General features: G+C 38.5%; 23 protein-coding genes. 13 read left to right on the forward strand and 10 right to left on the reverse strand.

The features are described 5' to 3' along the window. Positions 1-11: 11 nt before the first annotated feature. Both EZ428_RS17785 and EZ428_RS17790 read left to right on the forward strand, forming a co-directional pair. A complete protein-coding gene (locus EZ428_RS17785; protein WP_131554555.1) occupies positions 12-1418 on the forward strand; it encodes an alkaline phosphatase in 1407 nt (468 codons plus the stop codon). A gap of 543 nt (positions 1419-1961) precedes the next feature. Then, on the forward strand, positions 1962-2363 hold the full coding sequence (locus tag EZ428_RS17790) for a hypothetical protein (protein WP_131554556.1): 402 nt from the start codon (positions 1962-1964) through the stop codon (positions 2361-2363). A gap of 35 nt (positions 2364-2398) precedes the next feature. On the opposite strand, the gene EZ428_RS17795 is transcribed toward EZ428_RS17790, so the two are convergent. The 3 genes from EZ428_RS17795 to EZ428_RS24020 all read right to left on the reverse strand — a co-directional run bounded on the left by EZ428_RS17795 (position 2399) and on the right by EZ428_RS24020 (position 4074). Beyond that, positions 2399-3247, reverse strand: coding sequence for an NAD(P)-dependent oxidoreductase (locus EZ428_RS17795; protein ID WP_131554557.1), 849 nt, complete (start codon positions 3245-3247; stop codon positions 2399-2401). 86 nt (positions 3248-3333) lie between these two features. Then, positions 3334-3543, reverse strand: a complete 210-nt coding sequence (locus EZ428_RS17800) for a DUF6965 family protein (RefSeq protein WP_131554558.1) — start codon at positions 3541-3543, stop codon at positions 3334-3336. Positions 3544-3936: 393 nt separating this feature from the next. Then, entirely contained in the window at positions 3937-4074 is a 138-nt protein-coding gene (locus EZ428_RS24020; RefSeq protein WP_165501810.1) for a hypothetical protein, read from the reverse strand. 566 nt (positions 4075-4640) lie between these two features. On the opposite strand from EZ428_RS24020, the gene EZ428_RS17805 reads away from it, so the two are divergent. The 4 genes from EZ428_RS17805 (at position 4641) to EZ428_RS17820 (ending at position 8098) form a co-directional block, all read left to right on the forward strand. Next, complete coding sequence (locus EZ428_RS17805) at positions 4641-4973, forward strand: YegP family protein (protein WP_131554559.1); 333 nt, start codon at positions 4641-4643, stop codon at positions 4971-4973. 284 nt (positions 4974-5257) lie between these two features. After that, positions 5258-5647 (forward strand): response regulator transcription factor, encoded by a 390-nt coding sequence (locus EZ428_RS17810; protein ID WP_131554560.1) that lies wholly within the window; start codon positions 5258-5260, stop codon positions 5645-5647. Between the two features lie 80 nt (positions 5648-5727). Beyond that, a complete protein-coding gene (locus EZ428_RS17815; RefSeq protein ID WP_131554561.1) occupies positions 5728-6477 on the forward strand; it encodes a hypothetical protein in 750 nt (249 codons plus the stop codon). Between the two features lie 730 nt (positions 6478-7207). Then, positions 7208-8098 (forward strand): alpha/beta hydrolase family protein, encoded by an 891-nt coding sequence (locus tag EZ428_RS17820; protein WP_131554562.1) that lies wholly within the window; start codon positions 7208-7210, stop codon positions 8096-8098. 140 nt (positions 8099-8238) lie between these two features. Here EZ428_RS17820 and EZ428_RS17825 read toward each other — a convergent pair whose 3' ends face one another. Then, positions 8239-9264 (reverse strand): alpha/beta hydrolase, encoded by a 1026-nt coding sequence (locus EZ428_RS17825; protein WP_205945749.1) that lies wholly within the window; start codon positions 9262-9264, stop codon positions 8239-8241. Positions 9265-9312: 48 nt separating this feature from the next. Next, a complete protein-coding gene (locus EZ428_RS17830; protein WP_131554563.1) occupies positions 9313-10290 on the reverse strand; it encodes an aldo/keto reductase in 978 nt (325 codons plus the stop codon). Between the two features lie 174 nt (positions 10291-10464). On the opposite strand from EZ428_RS17830, the gene EZ428_RS17835 reads away from it, so the two are divergent. Further along, positions 10465-11361 carry a helix-turn-helix domain-containing protein gene (locus EZ428_RS17835; protein ID WP_131554564.1) on the forward strand — a complete coding sequence of 299 codons (897 nt, stop codon included), beginning with the start codon at positions 10465-10467 and terminating at the stop codon, positions 11359-11361. A gap of 104 nt (positions 11362-11465) precedes the next feature. Here the strand turns inward: EZ428_RS17835 and EZ428_RS17840 are convergent, their stop codons facing one another. Further along, positions 11466-11711: a nuclear transport factor 2 family protein gene (locus EZ428_RS17840; protein ID WP_131554565.1), complete on the reverse strand. Its 246-nt coding sequence runs from the start codon at positions 11709-11711 to the stop codon at positions 11466-11468. Between the two features lie 114 nt (positions 11712-11825). Here EZ428_RS17840 and EZ428_RS17845 point away from each other — a divergent pair, with 114 nt between their 5' ends. From EZ428_RS17845 to EZ428_RS17870, 6 genes are all read left to right on the forward strand, one after another. Further along, positions 11826-12764, forward strand: coding sequence for an alpha/beta fold hydrolase (locus EZ428_RS17845; RefSeq protein ID WP_131554566.1), 939 nt, complete (start codon positions 11826-11828; stop codon positions 12762-12764). Positions 12765-12898: 134 nt separating this feature from the next. Next, complete coding sequence (locus EZ428_RS17850) at positions 12899-13588, forward strand: hydrolase (RefSeq protein WP_131554567.1); 690 nt, start codon at positions 12899-12901, stop codon at positions 13586-13588. A gap of 69 nt (positions 13589-13657) precedes the next feature. Continuing rightward, positions 13658-15427 carry an amidohydrolase gene (locus EZ428_RS17855; protein ID WP_131554568.1) on the forward strand — a complete coding sequence of 590 codons (1770 nt, stop codon included), beginning with the start codon at positions 13658-13660 and terminating at the stop codon, positions 15425-15427. A 99-nt stretch (positions 15428-15526) separates the two neighbouring features. Next, positions 15527-16462 carry a ring-cleaving dioxygenase gene (locus tag EZ428_RS17860; RefSeq protein WP_131554569.1) on the forward strand — a complete coding sequence of 312 codons (936 nt, stop codon included), beginning with the start codon at positions 15527-15529 and terminating at the stop codon, positions 16460-16462. 5 nt (positions 16463-16467) lie between these two features. Continuing rightward, on the forward strand, positions 16468-17106 hold the full coding sequence (locus EZ428_RS17865; protein ID WP_131554570.1) for an alpha/beta hydrolase: 639 nt from the start codon (positions 16468-16470) through the stop codon (positions 17104-17106). Continuing rightward, positions 17093-17449, forward strand: a complete 357-nt coding sequence (locus tag EZ428_RS17870) for a cupin domain-containing protein (protein WP_131554571.1) — start codon at positions 17093-17095, stop codon at positions 17447-17449. Before EZ428_RS17865 ends, EZ428_RS17870 begins: the two co-directional genes overlap by 14 nt. Positions 17450-18078: 629 nt before the next feature. Here the strand turns inward: EZ428_RS17870 and EZ428_RS17875 are convergent. The 4 genes from EZ428_RS17875 to EZ428_RS17890 form a co-directional block, all read right to left on the reverse strand. After that, on the reverse strand, positions 18079-20625 hold the full coding sequence (locus tag EZ428_RS17875) for a BamA/TamA family outer membrane protein (protein WP_131554572.1): 2547 nt from the start codon (positions 20623-20625) through the stop codon (positions 18079-18081). A gap of 203 nt (positions 20626-20828) precedes the next feature. Then, positions 20829-21419, reverse strand: coding sequence for a Crp/Fnr family transcriptional regulator (locus EZ428_RS17880; protein WP_131554573.1), 591 nt, complete (start codon positions 21417-21419; stop codon positions 20829-20831). A gap of 61 nt (positions 21420-21480) precedes the next feature. After that, positions 21481-22263, reverse strand: coding sequence for an MBL fold metallo-hydrolase (locus EZ428_RS17885; protein ID WP_131554574.1), 783 nt, complete (start codon positions 22261-22263; stop codon positions 21481-21483). 8 nt (positions 22264-22271) lie between these two features. Continuing rightward, a complete protein-coding gene (locus EZ428_RS17890) occupies positions 22272-23159 on the reverse strand; it encodes an alpha/beta hydrolase (protein ID WP_131554575.1) in 888 nt (295 codons plus the stop codon). Between the last annotated feature and the right edge of the window lie 24 nt (positions 23160-23183).

Genomic DNA, 23183 nt, shown 5'->3' on the forward strand with positions numbered 1-23183 from the left:
AATTTTGGAACATGATCAGAAGAGATTTTTTCAAAAAAGGTTCATTGGCCGTATTAGGCACTTCCCTATTAAGCCCATTAAGTTCGGCCGCAGAAATACTTACGCCAACAGAAGAAAAAGCATGGGGTACTGCCACAAACATTATTTTCATGGTAAGCGACGGCATGAGTACAGGCACCTTGAACATGGCAAACTTACTTTTAGAAAGGAAAGAAGGTCGTGAGAGCAAATGGATTTCCTTATACAGGGAAAACAAAGTGGTAAGAGCTTTTATGGATACCGCTTCTGCAAATGCCATGGTAACCGATTCAGCTGCCTCAAGCTCTGCCTGGGGAGGTGGTGTAAGGGTTAATAATGGGAAACTCAATGCCAATGCTGATGGTAGTTTTAACACCCCTATTTTACAGAAATTTAAAAACGCAGGTAAAAAAGTAGGTTGTGTTACCACGGTTCCAATTACTCACGCCACACCTGCCGGCTTTTGTATCACCAACAATTCAAGGGGCGACCAAAGCGAAATAGCCTTACAATATTTACCCCTTCAGTTTGATGTGATGATGGGTGGTGGCAACCAATATTTTAACCCCACAAAAAGAAAGGATAAAGTTGATGTATACGCCAAATTTGAGGAGGCAGGTTATCAACTGGTACGCACAAAAGCAGAAATGCTTAAACTAAGCAACAAAAAACCAATTCTTGGCGTGTTTGATGATGATGCTCTTCCTTTTAGTGTTGACCATGCAAATGATGTTGCACTTCAAGATCGCGTACCAACCTTGGCAGAGATGACAGTTAAGGCAATAGACCTGATGAAAGACAGCAAGAATGGCTTTGTTTTGCAAGTAGAAGGCGGAAAAGTAGATTGGGCAGCACACTCAAACGATGCACCAGGATTGCTTTACGATCAAATTGCATTCGACTTAGCTGTAGAAAAAGCAATTGCATTTGCAGAGACTGATAAAAATACATTGGTTATCGTTACAACAGACCATGGCAATGGTAATCCCGGACTTTTTGGAGACACCGATAGCAACAAAAAGTTCGACACGCTACAGCATTTCAAGCATAGCAATGATTGGGTGCTCAATTCAATCAAACCAGGTTTCAGTACAACGAAGCTAATAGATGTGATAGCTGCAGCACAGGGTTATGTAATTACAGCTGATGAGGCTAAAAGTTTACTGGCACATTATGAAAAACTAGATGGTGGCGGCATTTATAATAACCGTAAACTCCCATTCGAATTATTGGGACAGCTACAGGAAAACTATACCGCTATTGGTTGGGGTTCCATGGAACACTCGGCAGATTATGTAGAACTGGCGGCTTACGGGCCAGGCAGCACTTTAATGAAACCATTTGTTCGCAATACAGAACTGCACAACCTGATGTTAAATGCTACTGGGGTTAAAGTTTAAATAGAGAAAATTCCTTTTTAAACCCAAAGGCCTAACAAGCACATATTACGCTTTACGATTAGCTTTGCTGAGCCCTTCTGGGTTTCTCCGAAGTCGGATCCTATGTCCGTAAAATTTGCAAAAAGGAGGTCACCACAACCAACGCAAGATTGGGATCGCACTGACACATCGTTTGTAGAAATTTGAGGCTTAGTTGTGTATAAAGCTACCTGATCAATTGCCCATATATTTTTAAACCCAAGATCAAAGGTTTATCTTTTTCATTTACTTAGTGTATAAAAGGAAGTATTTTTTGGTTGAGTCAAGATATCTTTTAAACCTTAGTTATAAGACAAGTTAAAATCGTGCATCTTCTTGTTAATCTCTTTTATGGCTATATTATTTATTGATGCAAAAATAACATATGGGTATCATTAGGTAAAAACAAAGAACGAACAAGGCTGACTTAGTGTTTATTTCTTAACAGACATTAAAGTGTAAAATAAGTTTTACCAGTGTGTGGTATTGATCTTGCCAATGAGGGTTGTATTTAACCCCCATTCAATGAAAAAGGTATGCTTAATAGGTTGTCTCCTTATGCTAAGTATTTTAACAAAGGCGCAAACTCCTGGATGCTTGTATGGTAATGAGTTGTATACTACGTTGGCGCCTGGTGGCAAATATGGAAACAATTCTTCTTATGGCGCAAAGATCACGCCGTCTGCCGATCAATGTTTTTATACCACAAACCCCTCTCCAAATGCGTGTACCATATGTGTGTATGGGGTAAATCCAGCTGGTAACTGTAGGTCTGGGCTGGCACCAGTTGCCTATAGCGGCCTGGAGGCAAGCTATGCTTTGGTGTCTTGTCCAATTGATGATTATATTCCTTTTTTAACCATCCTTATAAGTGGAATGGGTTTTTTCTACTTACGTAAACGGATGACAGGTTTTTGTCATGCCTAGTTTGATGCGGGTAGAAATCTTATCTTTCAATCCCGCTAAAGGTTATTCTTTGCAATAACGCTCCAGTCGTCTGTACCATGCCCTTTTGCAATCCAATTGTCCATCTCTGCAGCTACAGCAGGCAATACAGTTAGCTTAATTCCTTTTTCACTGGCAGCGTCCATCATCAATCCCGCATCCTTACGGGCCATGTCTAATTCCCATGATGGCTTGCTGAACTCACCAGCCCTTAACTTATCCAATCTTGCAGGTGCACCTGCTCCCGGGTTCCATGAAGCAAACAGTTCTGCAATATTTGCAGCATCAATGCTTAACGCCTTTGCCAGTGCAAGTGCGTCTGACAAGCCCGCAGTCATCGAGATTAAAAAAAGGTTACCAATCAGTTTTATGCCTGCGGCTTTGCCTTCTTCTGAGCCAAAGTTGATCAGCTTGCCGGTCATCTTAGCCAATTCTGCTTCTACGCTTTTGATTACTTGCTGATCACCAGACACCAGCATGTTACCGCTACTTTCTAGCGCATTAGGTGGCCCCATGAATACTGGTGCGTGTAGATAGGTAAATCCCATGGCCTTCCATTTGGCAGTTCTTTCCACTGCGCCATCGGCAGAGGTGGTGGTATGGTCAATGATCGTTACCCCGGGTTCAAACCCCGAACTTGCAGCGGCTAATACCTCATTTACTGCAGCATCGTCTTTTAACGTCAAGTGGATCAGCTTCGCTCCCCTTACTGCGTCAATTATGTTTTCGAACGCTTTTGCGCCATCAGTTTCAAGCGCCTTGGCCTTTGATGCCGTTCTGTTCCATACCTGAACCTGATCTCCCCTACGGAGCATCGCTTTTACAAAATTAGCGCCCAAAAGGCCTGTTCCTACAAATGCTTTCATGAAATGATTTTATAATTTAAAGGTAAGGATCAGACAGCGTGTTTCGCAACAAAAGAAATAGGCCAAACAAGCTCTTCTCAGCTCAGCTAAAGGTTTGATTCTATTAACAGTTTAAAAGCCAACAGGCGATCTAGCAAAGGTTGGTTAATGCTTGTGATGGGGGTATCTCGCAGTGGAGAGAAATGACTTTCGAGAAAATAGTTTACGTCATTAATTTTTGTGGCTGGGTTTAAATATAAGGGTGCAGCTGGAAGTTCTACACTTTTAAACCATTGCTCTAGTTCTGGGATTGTCATGGCACAAAATTAAGGATTTATTGAAGCACTAGGAACTAAATCTATTAACAAGAAGCAAAAAGGCTCTTTGTCAATCTGATATATTTAAGCCGCCAAGTTGTACTGGTCGAACAATTCCGCATCATCAGTTTCATGTTCCCTACCCATTGTTCTAATGGTATGCCTAACGTGGTAAAAACGAAATCGCTAAAGCTAATAACCCCATCAATACCATAGCAATAATTAATTCGCACCAAGGGGAAATTGCCTTGTTTTCTTTTGAAACTAGCAGAGAGAACATGGTTAATGTATTTTTTAATTTTAATAAAAGCAATTAATACCCCTATGTTAACTACAGCAGGTAGCGGTGCAGTGGGCAAAAGTTAACCATGACCATGACTTTCATAAAAGTGCTTACAAAAAAGATGCTACCAAAAAAACAAGCCCAAATAGCATTGCATCTAAAACCAATTCGTTCAAGTTACTTAGTCCATTTTGATTGGGTACAAGTGGAGAAAAAATGTCTGATAAGGCGTCCTTTAGTTTATGCATTTGATTGTATTTGGTTTTTATGGGCAATAAAGGCCATCAGCCTTCGCAAAGAAGAAATTTCCAGTAATAACAAGACAACACGATTATTGTAATTCTGATAATTAGATGCGACCAACCATAAATATTCCTGTATTGCTTGGGCAATAGCAAGGCATAAATATTAGTGAGTGTATTCATCAACCGTTTCATATTAATCGTTGCTTATCTTTTAAACAATAGGGATGATTAAAATATGCCTATCCATATCCCGATCATTAATTGTGAAGAGGATAATACAACAGCAGTGCCGATTCTTTAAAAAAGTGTAAATGACTTAATTATTAACAAGTTAAGCCACCACATCAATACCAAATGCACATATAGGTAAACCTGCACCTAATGCACCATTGGCAATAACAGTATTTAATGGAATCATTATGCGCAGCAATCTCAACAAAACGAGCTATTTTTACCCAACTTCCCCAATCCGATAATGCCCATTCATGGGCTTTACTAAGTATTAACCCTTTGGTACGATATTTCTAATAACGATAGCTTAAACTAACCATTTATTATAAAAATTAACCATGGGTAAATTTGTAATCACAAAAAGGAAAAACGGAGAGTTCCAATTTAACCTTAAGGCCGGTAATGGCCAAGTAATTTTAGCTAGCGAGGGCTATAAAACAAAGGCTAGCTGCGAAAATGGCATTTCATCTGTTAGCAACAATGCAGCCGACCTTGACAAATACGAACGTAATACTTCAAAAAATGGCAAGGCTTATTTTAACTTAAAGGCTAGCAATGGGCAAATTATTGGCACAAGTGAAATGTATGAAAGTGAAGCAGCTAGAGATAAGGGTATTGAGTCTGTAAAGAACAATGCACCTGATGCCACTATAGAAGACGAAACGATTTAGTAATTGTTCGTAATTATTGGGTGGGTTTAGTTCGTGTGTACCTAACCTGCCCAAATTTATGGCCTACACCTTAATAATTTTAGGCGCCTATCCTTGTTCATTTTTATAAGCAATAAGATTAAATAATTTTGGCAAAGAAGCCAAAAACCCATAAAATTTACGTTAATGCAGCATTTTTAATAAAGCACTCTTTTTTTCTCAAACGCTCTAAAACAATCAGTTATTTGGCAGGTGGCATATATGTTGCAATAAACCAAGTGACAATAAATATTTAGCAGTGGCCCATGAGACAGAAAATTTTAATTATTGAAGACGAGTTTTTGATGTTGTCATTTTTACAACAGCGCTTACAGAAAGAAGATTTAGCCGTATCAATAGCTAGTGATGGCGACCAAGCAATGGAGCTCATCAACACAAACAAGTACGATTGTATCTTAGTTGACCTTATGCTGCCATTTATTTCTGGTTTTGAGCTCATTTCTCATATAAGAGCAAACACAATAAACCAAGCCACACCCATCATCGTACTTTCTGCATTGGGTAATGAAAAAACAATTGTAGAAGCCATTTCAATTGGCGCTAACGATTTCCTAAAAAAACCATTTGCCTTAAATGTTTTGGTAATTAAGTTGAAACTGTTACTTAAAGGGCACTTTATTTCACATACCGCGTAATGTTAGCTCAAGATCAAAATGTATTGTTTTTATTTGATCGATCGTTCGATCATTTCCCTCTATTTATTCAAATAGCTATCATGATCATTTTACTATCGGTGTTTTTATTTCTGACAGGCATTAGCTATTTATTTCTAAACCGCACCATATCAAAACACGTAGAACTAAGGTTAAAGAGCATAAGGGATTTAGTTGCAGGGCAATTAATGGTCGACTTGCTTAATGACAAAGAGTTATCAACCCATGAGTTAAATAGTTGGGCAAGTAAAATCATATCGCTATCGCGAAAAAAAAGGGGGTATAATCAAATTTTGATTGACCAGATTATTTTTTATCATCACAACTTTACGGGTCATACCACGATAATGCTTAAAAGCCTTTTCAATAAACTCAAGCTTGCAGCGTATGCTGAGCGAAAGTTAAAGAAAAATAATTGGGTACTGAAAGCAAAAGGTTTAAGGGAGATACAAGAAATGACACCTATAACTAAAGAAGATATGCTGAAACCCTTAATCAATCATAAAAACGATGACCTGAGGATAGAGGCACAAGCCACATACATCAGGCTAAACCAAACAAATCCGTTTGATTTTTTTGAGCATATTAACGAGGAACTCTCGGTATGGCATCAAATTCTATTATTTGAAACCGTAACCAATACGCCAAATTTAGCAATACCTAGATTTAGCCAATTCTTAGGTGTAAAAAATCCTTCGCTAGTTTCCTTTTATTTAAAATTAATAGCCCATTACCATCAGCTAGATGCCGTAATGGCCCTCATCAATTTACTAAATCTATCAAGTGCACTGAGGTTTTCGAATTTAGCATAAGAACTGTCTAAATATTTAATGGCAATATTTCCTTTTCCAGAATTTAACATTCCATTATATTGCGCAAGCATGGTGTTAACATCAAGCCTTAGTTTAGATGTTCCATTATCTTTCTTTTGCTTACAGGCAGCAAATAAAGCTATTGCAATGAATATGTGAATTAAATAAGTTATATGTATGCGTTTCTGCATCTAAAAGGGATCAAATAATACTTTGCAATATATAGAGGAGCTCATGATAAGCTAAAACCATTAGGTTTCTTTTAATGCTTATATATTAATTACAAATTAAATATAATGTTTTGCTGTTGCAACTCATATAAAATATTAGTTAAATGGTGAATGATCAAAAATAAATTGCCACATCCAAATGAGCAAGTAGACTGAACACGATAATGAGACAAGGGATAAGCTCACTTTCAAAAACCCCTAAAGCCATGAGTATTGAAAATAGATTCTTTCCAGAAGATTCGGGGTCTATGGCGTGCATAATTCGAGCCATTTTATTGACTAATTGATTGAAATTTTGAGGTTTACGAAAATTTAAACGAATAGCATGCACTTGAGTATTGTATCTATTTACTGATAACCAGTCTATACGGTATTACAAATTTCATCACATTTATCCCACATTCTGTCACATTTCCCATTTCACTTCATCCATCCAGACTATATTGCTTCACATTCAAAAATTAATAATAACAAGGGATAAAATTCCTTAAATTAAAACGATGAAATTATATTTATTTATTTCCTTCTTCTGTTTAAGTAGCAGATTATTTGGTCAAACCGATCCTGATTCTACTCAAGTAACAGAATTCACCACAGAAAATGTCAAGTTTAAAAGTGCTGGTATCATCCTTAGCGGAACCATCTTCAAACCTAAACATCCCGAGGCATCTTTAGTGCTGGTACATGGCTCTGGTCAGGAAAAAAGAATGACAAAAATGGCTACTCTTTTAGCTGCGAGGGGCATTGCTGTATTAACTTATGATAAACGAGGTGTTGGGGAGTCAGGTGGGATTTATGCCGGGCCTGAAGTTGGCACAAACAACATTGATTCAGCAAACTTGAACCTATTGGCTTTAGATGCGAGTGAAGCATGTAATACACTATTGGCACACTTGTCAGGCAAACATGGTAAAATAGGGCTAATGGGATTTAGCCAGGCAGGATGGGTAATTCCTCTCGCCGCAGCAAAAAACCAAAAAATTAAATTTATGTTGATATTTAGCGGACCAGTGGTGTCTACGCTTGAACAACTCCGTTTCCAGTTTTATACTCAAGGTAATTCAAAGTTCTGGGAGACCCACACTGAAGCCGAGGCTCGAGCACACATGCGTAACGACCCAGACAAGTACAAATTTGAACCTACCGACCCTCGAGATGCGCTTTCAAAGCTATCCATCCCAGGTCTATGGATCTTTGGAGGAAGAGATATTCAGGCTCCAGTAGGCCTGTCAATTGAACATCTTGATGAACTTAAAGCGAAGGGCAAGCCTTATGCGCACCAATTGTTTCCAGAGTTTGGACATAATACTGCGTTTTCAAAATCACCCGAACCCGTCAATTTTGCTGTCCGATGGATAAAAACTTCTGCTAGCCAAAAGAAACGAAAATAATTTAAAATCCTTAAAGGCAATAGCGGTGGGTGTGAACGCATTGATTGAAATAGGAGGTTTTTTTCGAAAATTTTGGAAGAATAACAACCAACATATAATTGAAAGAAAGAATGCAGTTTGGTACCGATTAACGGTTATAGTTAAAGATTTTTCCCATAGAATATTGTAAGTTTTTTTACGATTTGAGATACATATTCTGGAGTATCATACAGTGCCACATGTGTAGCTCCTTCAATAGTATATAGTTCTTTCGGTTCCTGGGCCTGAGCATATGCCTGCTGACTGTAATAATAGGTATCTGCTATACTTCCGGCAATGAGTAATAGCGGGCGTGGAGAGATTAGTTCAACATGGTCAAGAGCTGTAAAGCCAATGAGTTTATCCAGACTTGTAAAAAGATATTTATTGGTTGAGTTGGGATGCTGTCCTCTTTTTGTGCGGTAATACTCATAACCTTCCTGATACATAACAGGAGCGTTAGCAGGAATATCCTGAAGAGAGTTTGGAACATAATTCATGTACCTTATTTCTCCACCATTCGCTTCCTTAGTTCGTTGTTTGGCTACGTCATCCAAACGTTGCTGAACCTGGGCTTTCATTGTCCCATTAAGACCATCCCTGCGAAGCTGCCCAAGATCAGCCATGCTAATGGTTGCCACTGCCTTGAGGCGATGTTCGGTTTCGGCTGCCTTTATAGCGAAACCTCCTCCTGCACAGATACCCAGTAAACCAATTTTAGTCGGATCAACAGAAGGATGGATACTTAGGTAATCCGTAGCGGCACGGAAATCTTCTACACGTACGGCAGGATCTTCCAAAAATCGGGGTTCTCCCCCACTCTCACCCTGATAGGATGCGTCAAATGCCAGTGCAATATATCCTTGTTCTGCTAGTTTTTGTGCATACAATCCGGCAGTTTGCTCTTTTACACCTCCAGCCGGATGCCCGACCAATATGGTGGGATACTTTTTATTCTTATCAAATGCTTTCGGCAAATAAAGATTTCCAACAAGGATAACGTTTCTATTGGGAAAGGTTACCCTTTGTATCGTTGTTACTGATGTACTGGAAGTATTTGCTTCTGTGTTGGTTTGGCTTTTGGCTGTATGGCAGCAAACAAATAATGCCATCGAGATACAGACTGATTTTATCTTTAGATTTTTCATTTAAATTAATTTTTGGTTATTAATCTGTGTGTGATTGAATTAAGGAGATTAGCGATCGATAGTGTCCATGCTCGCCTCATTATGACGTTCGCCAGAAGCTGGAGTAAGATTGTTTAATCGTTGTAGTTGGGCAAAACTTAAATCAATATTATCTGCAGCAATATTCTCCTCAACACGGGCCACACGCCTGGTACCAGGTATAGGTGCAATATCATTTCCCTGCGCAAGCAACCAAGCAAGTGCAATCTGAGCCATTGTTGCTTCGAGTTCATCTGCAATAACTTTTACTTCCTCTACAATACTTAAGTTACGCTGAAAATTTTCACCTATGAAGCGCGGATTGGTCTTGCGCCAGTCGTTGTCTGCGAGCTGATCTGGTGACTTGATATGCCCAGTTAGGAAACCATGGCCAAGCGGAGAGTAAGGCACAAACCCGATTCCTAGTTCACGTAGCAATGGAAGCAGTTCAGCTTCCGGATCACGTGTCCATAATGAATATTCTGTCTGGAGGGCTGTTATAGGATGCACAACGTGAGCCCGGCGGATCGTTTCTACTCCTGCCTCCGAAAGTCCGATATATTTTATTTTACCTTCTTTCACAAGTTCAGCTAATGCGCCTACAGTATCTTCGATTGGTGCATTACGGTCTACCCTATGCTGATAATAAAGATCAATGTAGTCAGTACCCAATCTTGTTAATGACCCTTCAACCGCTTTACGGATGTTTGCAGGACTGCTGTCTATTACACCTGGACCCCCACCTGTATGGGAAACGAAACCAAATTTTGTAGCGAGTACTACCTGGTCACGGCGTCCTTTGATCGCCCGTCCCACGAGTTCTTCATTGATATACGGACCATAAATCTCCGCAGTATCAATATGAGTAACACCCAGTTCAAGTGCTCGGTGGATTGTACGCATTGATTCTCCATCGCTTCCAGAACCTATGTCATAAAAACCAGACATAGACATTGCGCCGAGTCCTAGACGTGAAACTTCAAGTTCTCCAATTTTAATGTATTTCATAACTGAATATATTTTTATGTGCTAAATTGTTAGTTAACAGTACAAAATTCCACTTAAAATTGAACATTTGATTTATACAGATTACTGTATTACTTACCAGTTTAACTGGTATGACCATGCGATACATGTAGCCTTTAAAAGAATTCTTAAATTTGTTTAGTTATTATATAAAAGATGGAAAATACGTTCAACTTTAACACCGTATCCCAATACAATGATTTTAATAATCATGAAACCCTGCACCCTATGGTAAGCGTATTGGATTTTTCAAAAGCTGTTCAAAGGAACGGTGGCCGTATGACTTTTGGGATATATGCCATTTTTTTAAAAGAAGTAGAATGTGGAGACTTAAAATATGGGCGTGAGGTTTACGATTATCAGGACCGTACTTTGGTATTTCTTGCACCTGGACAGGTAATTGAGGTAGACAGTAATGGTAGTTATTATCAGCCAAAGGGCCAGGGTTTGATATTTCATCAAGATTTAATATTAGGTACTTCACTCGCTAAAAAAATGGATCAGTACCATTTCTTTAGTTATCATTCCAATGAAGCGTTGCATTTATCTACACGTGAAAAAAAGCTTGTTTTGGATTGTTTCTCAAAAATCGAATACGAACTACAACAGTCTATTGACAGACATAGCAAAGAGATTATGGTTTCTAATATTGAGCTTTTTTTAAACTATTGTATCCGTTTCTACGACCGCCAGTTCATCACCAGGGAGCATATTAACAAAGGTATTCTGGCAAAATTCGAAGAATTATTGAACAGCTATTTCAATTCTGCCAGACCAAAAGAAAAAGGATTGCCTTCGGTCTCCTATTTTGCAGAACAATTGCACCTTTCTGCTAACTATTTTGGTGACCTTATTAAAAAGGATACTGGAAAATCTGCCAAGGAATATGTACAGACCAAAATCATAGAAATAGCCAAGGAAAAAATATATGACCGAAATAGATCATTGAGTGAAATTTCGTATGATCTGGGCTTTAAATATCCGCAGCATTTTACAAGGTTATTCAAACAAAAAACAGGATTTACCCCCAATGAATATCGGGGTCTAAATTGAAGATCGCCGATAGCGCTTTAGATTAACTGTATTAGTTATTACCAACCTGAACAACTACCTAAACAAAAAAGGTTCAAATCTTGCGAAATGAACTTTAATATAATTTATCTCATGACATCATTTACCGTTTGGCTATCTACAAACTGCTCAAAGCTGATTATTTTTCCGTCCTTCAATTTCCAAATATGGGCCACTCTTGCTTCAAATGGCTTGCCTGTAATTTTGTAGGTTCCATTATAGGTTCCATAGGCCACCACCGTGTCCTGGCTGGCTACATAATCTTCCGGCGTAAATTTGTAATCAATCCATTCGCTCATTCCCAAAATCGACATTTCGGCAACCAGTGACATATCGGTAATTTCCAAAGCCTATTCAGACAATAAAAACCTGTAAATCAGATATATAAAAAAAGGCACACCAATGGTAGGGTAACAATTAGAATTGACAATTAAACCTAAACAATCATGAATGCTAAAAAAATTATCTATTTGATACTCTTTTTGCTTTGGGCAGCTTCAACCTTTGCAAGCACTCAAAAAAGATCAAAAAAAACAGAAAAACAAAACAACGTAACTGCGGTAAATGCAAAAACACAGTTTATCCAAGCTGGCAACAATAAGATTGCCTATCGTACTATAGGGAGCGGAAGTCCATTAATCCTATGCAATCGCCTTCGTGGGATACTGGATACCTGGGACCCTTTATTCTTGGACAACTTAGCGAAAACCAACAAGGTCATCATTTTCGACTACCCTGGCATAGGCCTATCATCGGGCCGATTGGCACCCACCATGCTTGGGGTTGCAACTGATGTGAAACAATTTGCTGCTGCACTTAAATTATCAAAATTTAGGCTGTTGGGATGGTCTTACGGTGGCGCAGTTGCGCAAAGTTTTGCTGCTCATTTTCCCGAAATGGTGTCTCATCTTATCCTTATAGGAGCAAATCCCCCAGGAAAAAATGACACTCCTTATGAACAAGCATTTTTAGATGCAGCCTTTAAACCTGTAAACGATCTACAGGATGAAGAGATTTTATTTTTTGAACCTAGCTCTGCAAAAAGCAGGGCCGCAGCTAAGGCTTCTAATCTAAGGATTGCCGCCAGAAAAACAGACCGAAGCATAATGGTAACTCCTGAAAAATTCGGGGACTACTTTAAAGGAGTTGCCGACTATCAGAAAGACGAGTTCAATTCAAGAGAAAAACTTGCAGGAACCAAGGTGCCAATCCTGGTCATCATGGGCGATCATGATCCAAGCTGTCCGGTTGAAAACTGGTTTCCATTAAGCAAAAAATGGAAAACGATGCAACTGATAGTTATACCTAGTTCAGGCCACGGTGTACAGCATGAGTTTCCAAAATACATTGCATCACAGATTGAGCTTTTCGTAACGGCAACTTAAGCCTATTTCTAAGCCGAATGGCTGACCTCCAAAAAAAATATTTTTCTTGTCCTAGTTCAATGCACAGGTTTTTTAAACACCGCAACTTTGAGTTGTAAAAAGAAAACAAAATAACCTTTTAAAAAAATAACAAAATGAAAAAATTAATTCTATCGGCATTAGTTGCCATCGCCTCATTAAACAGTTTTGCACAAAAACCAAGTCCATTATTACTAACACCCACCAACCATACACTGGTTATGATTGATTATGAAAGCCAGATGGCCTTTCCTGTTCAAAGCATCACTGTTGACCAACTTAGAAACAACACTGCAATTGTAGCTGGTGCATCAAAAATCTTTAAGGTTCCAACAGTGGTAACCACCGTTGCAGAAAAATCATTCAGTGGCCCGGTTTTCCCTGAGCTACTGGAATTTTATCCTAAAGCAAGTTCTAATTATATAGACCGCACCACCATGAACACCTGGGAAGATGTAAATGCACACAAAGCCATCACAGCTAAGGGAAAGAAAACATTGGTAATGGGTGGTTTATGGACAAGTGTATGTATCGTTGGCCCAGTACTTTCAGCAATTAATGAAGGGTATACCGTATATGTAATTACTGATGCAAGTGGAGACGTTTCTAAAGAGGCACATGACCAAGCGGTAACTCGTATGGTTCAAGCTGGCGCACATCCAATCACATCAATTCAATATTTACTAGAATTACAACGTGATTGGGCAAGAGGAGAAACTTACAAACCTGTAACAGACCTTGTTAAAAAATATGGAGGTGCTTATGGTATCGGGATTCAATATGCTCATGAGATGTTAGCACACTAAGAAAAAAAGCAGGGCACGCAAGCCCTGCTTTTTTTTCCATAACAAATTCCCCATTCTAAAGAATAAATCATGAAATCACGTTTTACACTAATTTTGATTTTTATATTGTTCGCAAATTTTGCAATAGCGCAGCAAAAGGCAGATATAATTATCAGTAATGCGAAAATCATTACGCTAGATGACTCCAAAAAAGCAGCTCAGGCCGTAGCCATAGCAGGCAATAAAATTATCGCCGTTGGCAATAATAATGAAGTATTAAAATTAAAGTCCAAAAATACTAAGCTGATAGATGCGATGGGTAATACCCTAATCCCAGGCTTATATGATTCACATCTACACGTAATAAGGGGCGGAAGGTTTTACAATACCGAATTACGCTGGGATGGGGTTAAAACACTCGCAAGAGCATTAGAAATGCTGAAAGAACAAGCAGCCAGAACACCTGAAGGACAATGGGTTAGAGTGGTAGGTGGATGGTCTGAATACCAGTTTGCAGAAAAAAGACTTCCTACACTTAAAGAAATTAACGATGCTACGGGTAAAACACCTGCATTTGTACTTCATTTATACGGTCAGGCATTTTTAAACAAAGCAGGACTAGAAAAATTAGGCCTTGATGAAAATACGCCAAATCCAAATGGGGGCTTAATCCAGAAAGACATGCACGGGCAACCAACTGGCTTACTGGTTGCAGAACCTAATGCGCTTATCTTATATTCTACCTTGGCAAAACTGCCTGAGTTAAGTCAACAGGAAAAGATAAACTCTACCAAACTGTTCATGTCAGAACTTAACTCGCTTGGGGTAACCAGTGTGATAGATGCAGGTGGAGGTTTCCAAAACTTCCCTGATGATTATGCCATTACTGATTTGCTAACTAAAACTGGAGAATTAACAGTTAGGCTCCCCTACTATCTCTTCGCCCAAAAGCCAGGGTCAGAGTTACAAGATTATCAAAAATGGATCAACATGGTTGATATTACTGACCAGCATAACCATGCTACAGAATACCATGTACAAGGTGGTGGCGAGAATTTGGTAGCCGCTGCTGGAGATTTTGAGAACTTTACTAAGCCTCGTCCAGAATTGGTAAATGCCATGGAGCCGCAATTAAAGGCGGTGATTGGCACTTTGGTTAAAAATCGTTGGCCATTCCGTTTGCATGCCACCTATAACGAAAGCATTACCAGATTTTTAAATGTAATTGAGGAAGTAAACAAAGAAACTCCCTTAGCTAACTTAAACTGGTTTTTTGACCACGCAGAAACCGTTTCCATTGAAAACCTACAAAGAATTAAAGCGCTTGGAGGTGGTATTGCCATACAGGATAGGATGGTTTTTCAGGCGGAGACATTTATTGGTAGGTATGGAAAAAAGGCAGCATTAAATACACCTCCAATAAAACAGATGATAGACATGGGGATTAAATTAGGTGGTGGTACCGACGGGACCAGAGTTTCTAGCTATAACCCATGGGTTGGTATTTATTGGTTGGTTACCGGAGAGTCTATTGGGGGATTAGAATTTGCCGCCAAGGAAAATCAGTTGGACAGGACAACAGCCCTTAAAATTTATACCCAAGGCAGTGCATCATTAATTAACCAGAATACAGACAGGGGTATGATCAGGCCTGGTTTCTTAGCAGATATGGTCATCTTATCTGCAGATTACCTAAACATAAATCCCGAAGAGATAAAGGACATAAGAGCTAAACTTACCATCTTAAATGGGAAACCTGTTTATGGCGATGTTGACTTCAGTCAATATGCACCAATTATTCCAAAGGCAATTCCAGCGTGGAGCCCTGTAAATTTTTACGGAGGCTATCAGTACAAATAATAAACATAAGCGTTTTCTTGTCCTAGTTCAATGCACAGGTTTTAAAAACACCTCAAATTTGTTTGTAAACAAAGAAGATAAACTATAAAAAACAAAATCATGAACAATCAGATATTAGGCATCCATCACATTACAGCGATCGCTGGCAACGCAAAAAGAAATTTCGACTTTTACACTAAAGTAATCGGACTTCGTTTCATTAAAAAAACAGTCAACTTTGACGATCCACACACCTACCACTTCTATTTTGGGGATGAAAAAGGAAGTGCAGGCACTATTTTAACTTTTTTCCCTTGGGGAGATGAAATCGCTCAAGGTAGAAAGGGTGCTGGAATGGCAACAGAAATTGGCTATTCAGTACCTGAGGGCAGCTTAGAAAAATGGATAACCCGTTTCGAGGAACATAACGTAACCTATAACAAACCAGCTGTTAAATTTGGCGAGAAGTACCTTACGTTTCTTGATCCAGATGGACTTAAACTCGAATTAACCGAAGTTAAAAATGATGATAGAAAACCTTGGGAAACTGACCAGGTTAAAGCAGATATCGCTACTAAGGGCTTTCATCACATTACCTTAACCTTAAATAACATTGCTGCAACAGCAAAGATATTAACTGAAATATTTGGTTACGAACTAAGTGCAAAAGAGGGTAATAGAACAAGATATATTACTAAGGCAGTAACAAATGCAGCAATTGTTGATTTGGTAGAAATTGAAAGCGAGAAAAGAGGTTTTAATGCAAATGGAACCATTCACCATGTGGCATTTAGGGTTAAAAACGATGAAGTATTAATGGAATTCCGCAAAAAAATTGTGGAGCTTGGTTTAGGCATCACTCCTCAGATAGACAGGAATTATTTCCACTCTCTATATTTCAGGGAACCGGGAGGTGTATTGTTCGAAATCGCAACCGAAAACCCAGGTTTCACCGTTGATGAACCACTTGAAGAACTTGGCAAAAACTTAAAATTACCAATCCAATATGAAGAACAACGTGATGAAATTATTAAACAACTCGTAGCCTTAGATTAACTAACATGGAATATCAATCATTAAAATACATTTACCAAGCAGCTCCAATACAACCCGCAGCGACACTTTTATTGTTGCATGGAACTGGAGGCAATGAAACAGACTTATTGCCATTAGCATCAAACTTTGGTAATAACATCAATATACTTTCGGTAAGGGGAAACGTTACAGAACATGGAATGCCAAGGTTTTTTAAACGCTTGGGAATGGGAATATTTGATGAAAAAGATTTATCATTTAGAACCCAAGAGTTAATTCATTTTTTAAGGGAAACTTCTAAAAAAGAAAACTTCGATATTAACAAGGTAATTGCATTGGGTTATTCTAATGGGGCAAACATAGCGGGCGCTGTATTAATAGACGAACCTGGACTTTTAGCGGGTGCTATTTTATTCAGGCCAATGCAACCCTATAAACAATTGCCAGCTTTCAAAGCAGTTAACCAAGCTCCTGTATTGTTAACTTTAGGTCAATTTGACACAACCATAGATCCGGATGCAACAAATGCCTATGTTACTGCCTTGCAAAACAATGGCTTTGCAACTACTGCCATGAACTTAAGCACAGGCCACAACCTTATCCAAGAAGACATTTCACTTGCCCTAGATTGGTACCATAAAAACTTTAGCAATGGAAACATTTAAAATTACCAGGATATTTCCAGATGCCAAGGGAGATAGTCATTTTCAAGACTTAGAAATCCCTATGGCAGCAAATGGAGAAATTGGTTTTCTTTCGGAAGCACAAAAAGTTGGGAATATTATCTTTAGAAAAGTGAAGCCTGATTACGACTACGATTTTCATCAGGCACCTGCCAAACAATACATTATCTTATTGGATGGCACTATAGAAATAGAAACTTCTACTGGTGCAAAACGAACATTTTTAAGTGGCGATGTACTATTACTTGAAGACACCTGGGGAAAGGGCCATCGCACCAAAAACATCACCAAGCAAATTCGGTCTAGCATATTTATTACACTATAGTTTTTTTTCATGTTTTTCGTTAGGCAACCCCAATAACATGTGGTTGCCTTTTTTCGGTTCACAGTAGCTAGCAATCCAAAGTCCTTTAATGGCGCTATGTCACAAAACAATGTCGAAAATTGGCGTAATACCATTGCTGACTCAATTCTTAAGCAATTTAACTAATTGATTATCAAAATTTTAAAAATATGGCTTGAAATTTATGAAAGAGAAGTAGCCTTTAAACAATAACTAATATGAAAACTCAATTTCCACCTAAACTTAACACCAATCACAACATTACCAAATGGATCATCGAGCTCCATGAACAAGGGTATCACATGGACTTCCAGTACCATGATCGTAAAAAAATTATCTGCATACAAGACAATTTTCATTTCGAGATACATGAACTATCCATCAATCTAGTCGATCAGGTCTTCGATCAATTTACCAAAAGCTTTAAGTACATACATAGCGTGGAAACTACTTCAGGCTATAAGGGAGTACTTTTATGTGACACCGTCTTTACAACTCCAATTAGACAATTCGAGGCACTTAAGCTACAAAAAGATACTTTCCCCCATAAATTCGTCGATTGATGGAGTAGCGAGAATGAAAGGTTTACACCATTGAGATTTAAGCACTAATTAATACCTGAAACCCAATGACACATATGGGTACCACCCTTCATTGGAATGGCTAGCCATAACCCTTAAAACCGTTAGTGATGCTGGTGCAAAATAAAATCCACCGCCAAAGCCTTGATGTAATGAATTACTTTTTTCATTTGGCACCCATACCCTGCCAACATCATAAAGCCCCAGTAAGCCAATTTCACCTGGAATGATGTAATTAACAAAGTTACCTAACCTAAGGCGTATTTCTAGATTGTTGTAAACAATATGCTTACCTGCAAATCTGTACTGCCTAAAACCCGAAAGATTTCCTTGGCCTCCCAAAAACTGCGACTGGAAAAAAGCTGGCCTGCCAGCCGTAATTCCACCACCTATTCTTTCGGCAATAGTCAAATTGCCGCTCGGCCCTATTTTTTGATAAAAAGAAAAATCGATGTTCAGCTGTGCAAAAGACTCAGCATAACGATTTAGTCCCTTATGACCTTGTAATTTCAACTCCAACAAAGCTCCAGTTTTTGGCAGGATGGAATTATCTCGGCTATCAAATATCAAGTCAGTAGTCAATCCAGCATAAACCTTGTCCTTTGCAATTGTTAAACTATCATTGGAATGGAGTAACTCGCTGTTTGTGATGAATCTTCCCAGGTTATCATCAACATTATAGCGGTAATAGCTTAACGATGGTCCAAATTTTACAGCTATCTTATCGTTTTGATAGCTCAAAGAAGGATCAAAATGATAACGATCAAACCTTGTCCGGTAATAGCTTATCCCATCAACTGAATCGTCAAACTTTGTTTGGTTGCCAAAGCCAAAGAAATTCTGCGTATTGCTTGGCGCATTTGCCTCTGCATCAATCAAAAAGTCGAGATTTCCTAGCAGCTTATTCCACTGCCCTTTGTAGTTAAACTTAAATGCAGAGGTGGCAAAGGAATGTAAGAAGGAGAATGTTTGGCTATCTCTATAGGGGCTCTTTCTAAAACCTGGATGCTTGATTCGGTAAGACATGCCAAGCAGCAATCCATCATCAGGGTTATAGCCTGCATTTAAGAAGGTGAACTTCCTTTTGTAGAGATCCTTTGCCACATAGGCAACATTTGCGCTATCATCAGCTAAACTTTTGGTTAGCTTTCTAATAGCGGCCCCTTTGTAAGTTGCATTAGTTGTTTTACCGTACAGTAATATTGCTCGATGAGACTGCTCTATTTGATAAAGTTTATTTCCCTCTCCCCCTATAATCCTAATTTTAACGGGAGAGGTCTTATTGTTAATGAGTAAGCTATCATTACCGTTATGGGTGTAAATCCTAATCTCTTTTGTTAATCCAGGATCAAAGACCTTATCAAATATAATGGCATTTCCTTGCTTTGCTTTTGTGACTTTAACATACAAGGCCTTGTTCCCAGTATCACTAACTTCTATCTTTTCATCTTTGTTGGTAACCTCTATGTCTATGATTTTATGGTAAAAATGGTAGTATTTGGTCATCATTTCAGGCAATGCTTTTCGTCTTCGTTTCAATTGTTCCAGAAATCCATATTGAAGTTGGCTGTTACTGATTGGCAGTTTCATCAACGACCTTTCTAACACTTGATCGGTTATCTCCGAACAGAAACCTTCAATTGTTGCATTCCATTCCTGCTCACTCATATTCGCAAAAAACCTGCTATTCAGCTCTCTTCCCTCCCATAAGAACCAATTAATGTCTTTAATATCTCGTTCATACCCTTGCATCATAGGTAATAACCAAGATGATTGTGCTAATTTTTGTATCAAACCATCCGATCTAAAAAACACCTGATCTCTGTCTCTCGGAATAGGAACATAAACTGTTCCTTGCTTTCCTTTAAGTTGCTTCCACCTCCACTGATCTTCGTGCCTATCCCAATCACCAATCAGTACATCGAGCGCCTTAGCCTTAAGGTATAAATTGGCATCGAATAAAATATCATTATCGTTGTTTAACTTGACATACATTTTCTCTGTATTGTCCGAGTTACCCAATGGCTCACGCAATTCCAACAGGCACAAAGAGTTGGCAAAATCACTCGAAAATTCGCCTAAGTTTGGGTCTGCAACAACCCAACCTATCACTGGAGTACTATGTGGAACACCAACTGCGGCTGCAAGTTCTGCAACCACCAATGCTGAAAAAGGATGCTGTGACACCATATTGTCCTTAATGATGTCTTTGGCAACGGTATTTCTGAAGGATGGGGGCAATAGCACTTCTGGATATTTTTCTACACTTCTTAATACCCATTCAGCTCCATTCTTATCTACCAGCCTTAAAGACCTTGACTGGTTCCCGCCTCCTTTCTCGGTTGCCATTAACCCTCCGTGAAGCTGCGACATTCTCAGTACGGGCACCTTGGTAGCCATTGCGTATTCCTTACGGTAATTTTCTCCAAAGACTTTACGATGAAACTTACTTACGCTGTCATAACTTGGCTTAACCCTAATCCAAAGGCTATCAACAACATTTGCCTGTTGTCCATAAATCAAATTTGCCAATAACAGCAGTAAAATTGTACCTATTAAGTTTCGAATTATTTGCATTTTCCCCATAAAGTATCATTGGTAAACAATTCGCATACCATAAAACAATAACCTAAAAATCAAGCAATTACAGCAAAAACCTAAAAACTAAATACCGATATATCGATAATATTTAACGTGGTTAACGACATATGGTAATTTAGCTAAAATATGAACTCGGCCTTAATTTGCTTGATATGGAAATTTTTAACACAAGAAGATATTCAAGAATGACTTCCCCTTTTCGCTAACTTTTTCCTCACTTTACTTAAAAATTCGGCCGACATACCCAAATAAGATGCTATGTGATGCTGGGCAACACGTTGTGGAATGCTAGGATAATTTTCTAGGAAATCAAGATATTTCTCCTCCGCAGTCTTGGAGATACTAAAGTGCAAGCGATTGTGCAGCAAAGATACATTCCGCTCTACCAATTTGCGGTAAAACCTTTCAAACTTTGGCACACGTGACAACAACTCTTCCTTGCTTTGCGGATTGAGGTAGAGTATAGATGATTCCTCCAGTGTTTCAATAAACAGCTTACCTGGTTGTTGATTAGAAAAACTTGCAATATCGCTGATCCAATTATTTTCTACAGCAAACTGGATGATTACCTCTTGCCCATTCTCATCTATATAGTACTTTCGCAAACATCCTTTAACCACAAAGCCTTCGAAATTACAAACCTCATCGGCTCGCAACAAAAAATGCTTCTTTGGAATTGTCCTATGTTTTAAGAGCTGATTAAATATTTGCAGTTCTTCTGGATTAAAGGCAATATAATTGCTTACACTCGTATTGATCTGTTCGAACACTTTTTGATATAGATTTAAACCTTAAATATAGCTTAAAATCATAACATTTGTAGCTGTACCTTTAAATCCTTGTTTTTACACCTGATTCAAGAAACAAAGTTTTATCTCTAAAATGCGTGTCGTCTTTAATAATAAGCTCTAAGTCCGATTCCTTTTCCTTAAAGTGTGTCCAGCCTTCTCTATGAATAGGAATTACCAACCTTGGCTTCATTAATCCAGCCGCTTTTAGCAAGCCTTTGGCATCCATTGTATACATGCCCAAACCCGTCAAATACCTAAATTGTACTGATCCCACATGAAAAATACCAACATCTATCTTAAATTGTTTTGCCACCTCAACCAAGCCATCAAAATATACAGTATCCCCAGAGATATAAATTACGCCATTTTCCTGTCCATCAAATTCGATGATAAAACCAATTACCTTTCCTGATACAAACTCCGGAATCCACCATGGCCGATGTTGTGCTGGCGTTGCAGTTATCTTGAGGTTTTTTAACCGATCCGTTTTCACCTCAAAACTTTCCCAATCATCTAGGCCTTTCACGCCATCCATTTCTTTTGCAGCAGCCTTTGTTGAAATTATATTCCCATTTTTAAAGGCAAAAGCTTTACCCTTAATATCAAAATTATCTTTATGCTGGTGGTGGCTTAATATTATCAAATCAACATCTTCCAGTTCAGACTCTGCAACTGCAGGGCTGCTTGTCTTACTGGAAAAGGCACCGAATCCATGGTAATAGGTCCCACCAGCCCCATCCAATGTAGGGTCAGTAAGAATTTTATAACCATTAATTTCCAACAGTACACAAGCAGTATCTATGTGTGTAATATTAATTTCCATGATATTGATTAAAAACTAAGCCAATCTAAGATATAATCTGCATCTTCTCTCCAAGTTGACTGACTTAATGAATAATGGTTTCGACCAGCAAAGACCTTATATTCTGTAATGGAATTTTTATCCTTATATCGTTTAAAATTCTTCCTGTTCAATGATGATGGAATGATATGGTCCTTATCGCCCGACACAAATAATAAAGGCACATGTGGTTTCTTGAAATCAACTTTACCTTCTTTTGTTAGTGCGCCCTTTGCCGCTCTCTTTGATTCTGGGATAACCAATCTATCATAAGATTCTTGTTGCTCTTGCAAGCTCATCCCATTGGTAAAAGTATATTGCCATTGTTTAAAGGTCATTAAATAGGTTTTATCTTTTGAAGTAAATAAGCCAAGCGCAGGTGTCACAGATTTAATGAAAGACCATCTTGTAGAAATTACTCCTTTTGGGGCAACAGAATGATAAATGATCCCCGCCTCTGCTAGATTTCGCTGTACTAGTAATTGAGTAATCAAACCACCAAAAGAATGTCCCATTACAATCGGTTTTTCTGGTAGCTTGCTAATAATCGAAGCATAATGATCAACAACCTGCGTTAAGGTTAAAGCGGCAATTGCACTATCTGGGTGTTTTTGACGCAAGGCAGAAGGAACCCCTTCTTTATTTGGCCAGGCTGGCGCAATGGTTTTATAACCCCTTTCTTTAAAATATTGTTCCCATTCTGCCCAGCATTCATTGCTTACAAAGGCCCCAGTTACAAATACAATCGTTTTAGATTTTAAAGACTTAGCATCAAAATTTGTTTGCGCATTTAGCCTAGGAATATATAGGATGGCGAATAAGCAAGTCAAAACGAATATCAATCGTTGACTGCTTCTTGTTTGCGTTAAATTGTTCATTTTTTTTTATTAAAGTATTTAAAA

The sequence above is a fragment of the Pedobacter frigiditerrae genome (assembly GCF_004331645.1).
GTDB classification, from domain to species: domain Bacteria; phylum Bacteroidota; class Bacteroidia; order Sphingobacteriales; family Sphingobacteriaceae; genus Pedobacter; species Pedobacter frigiditerrae.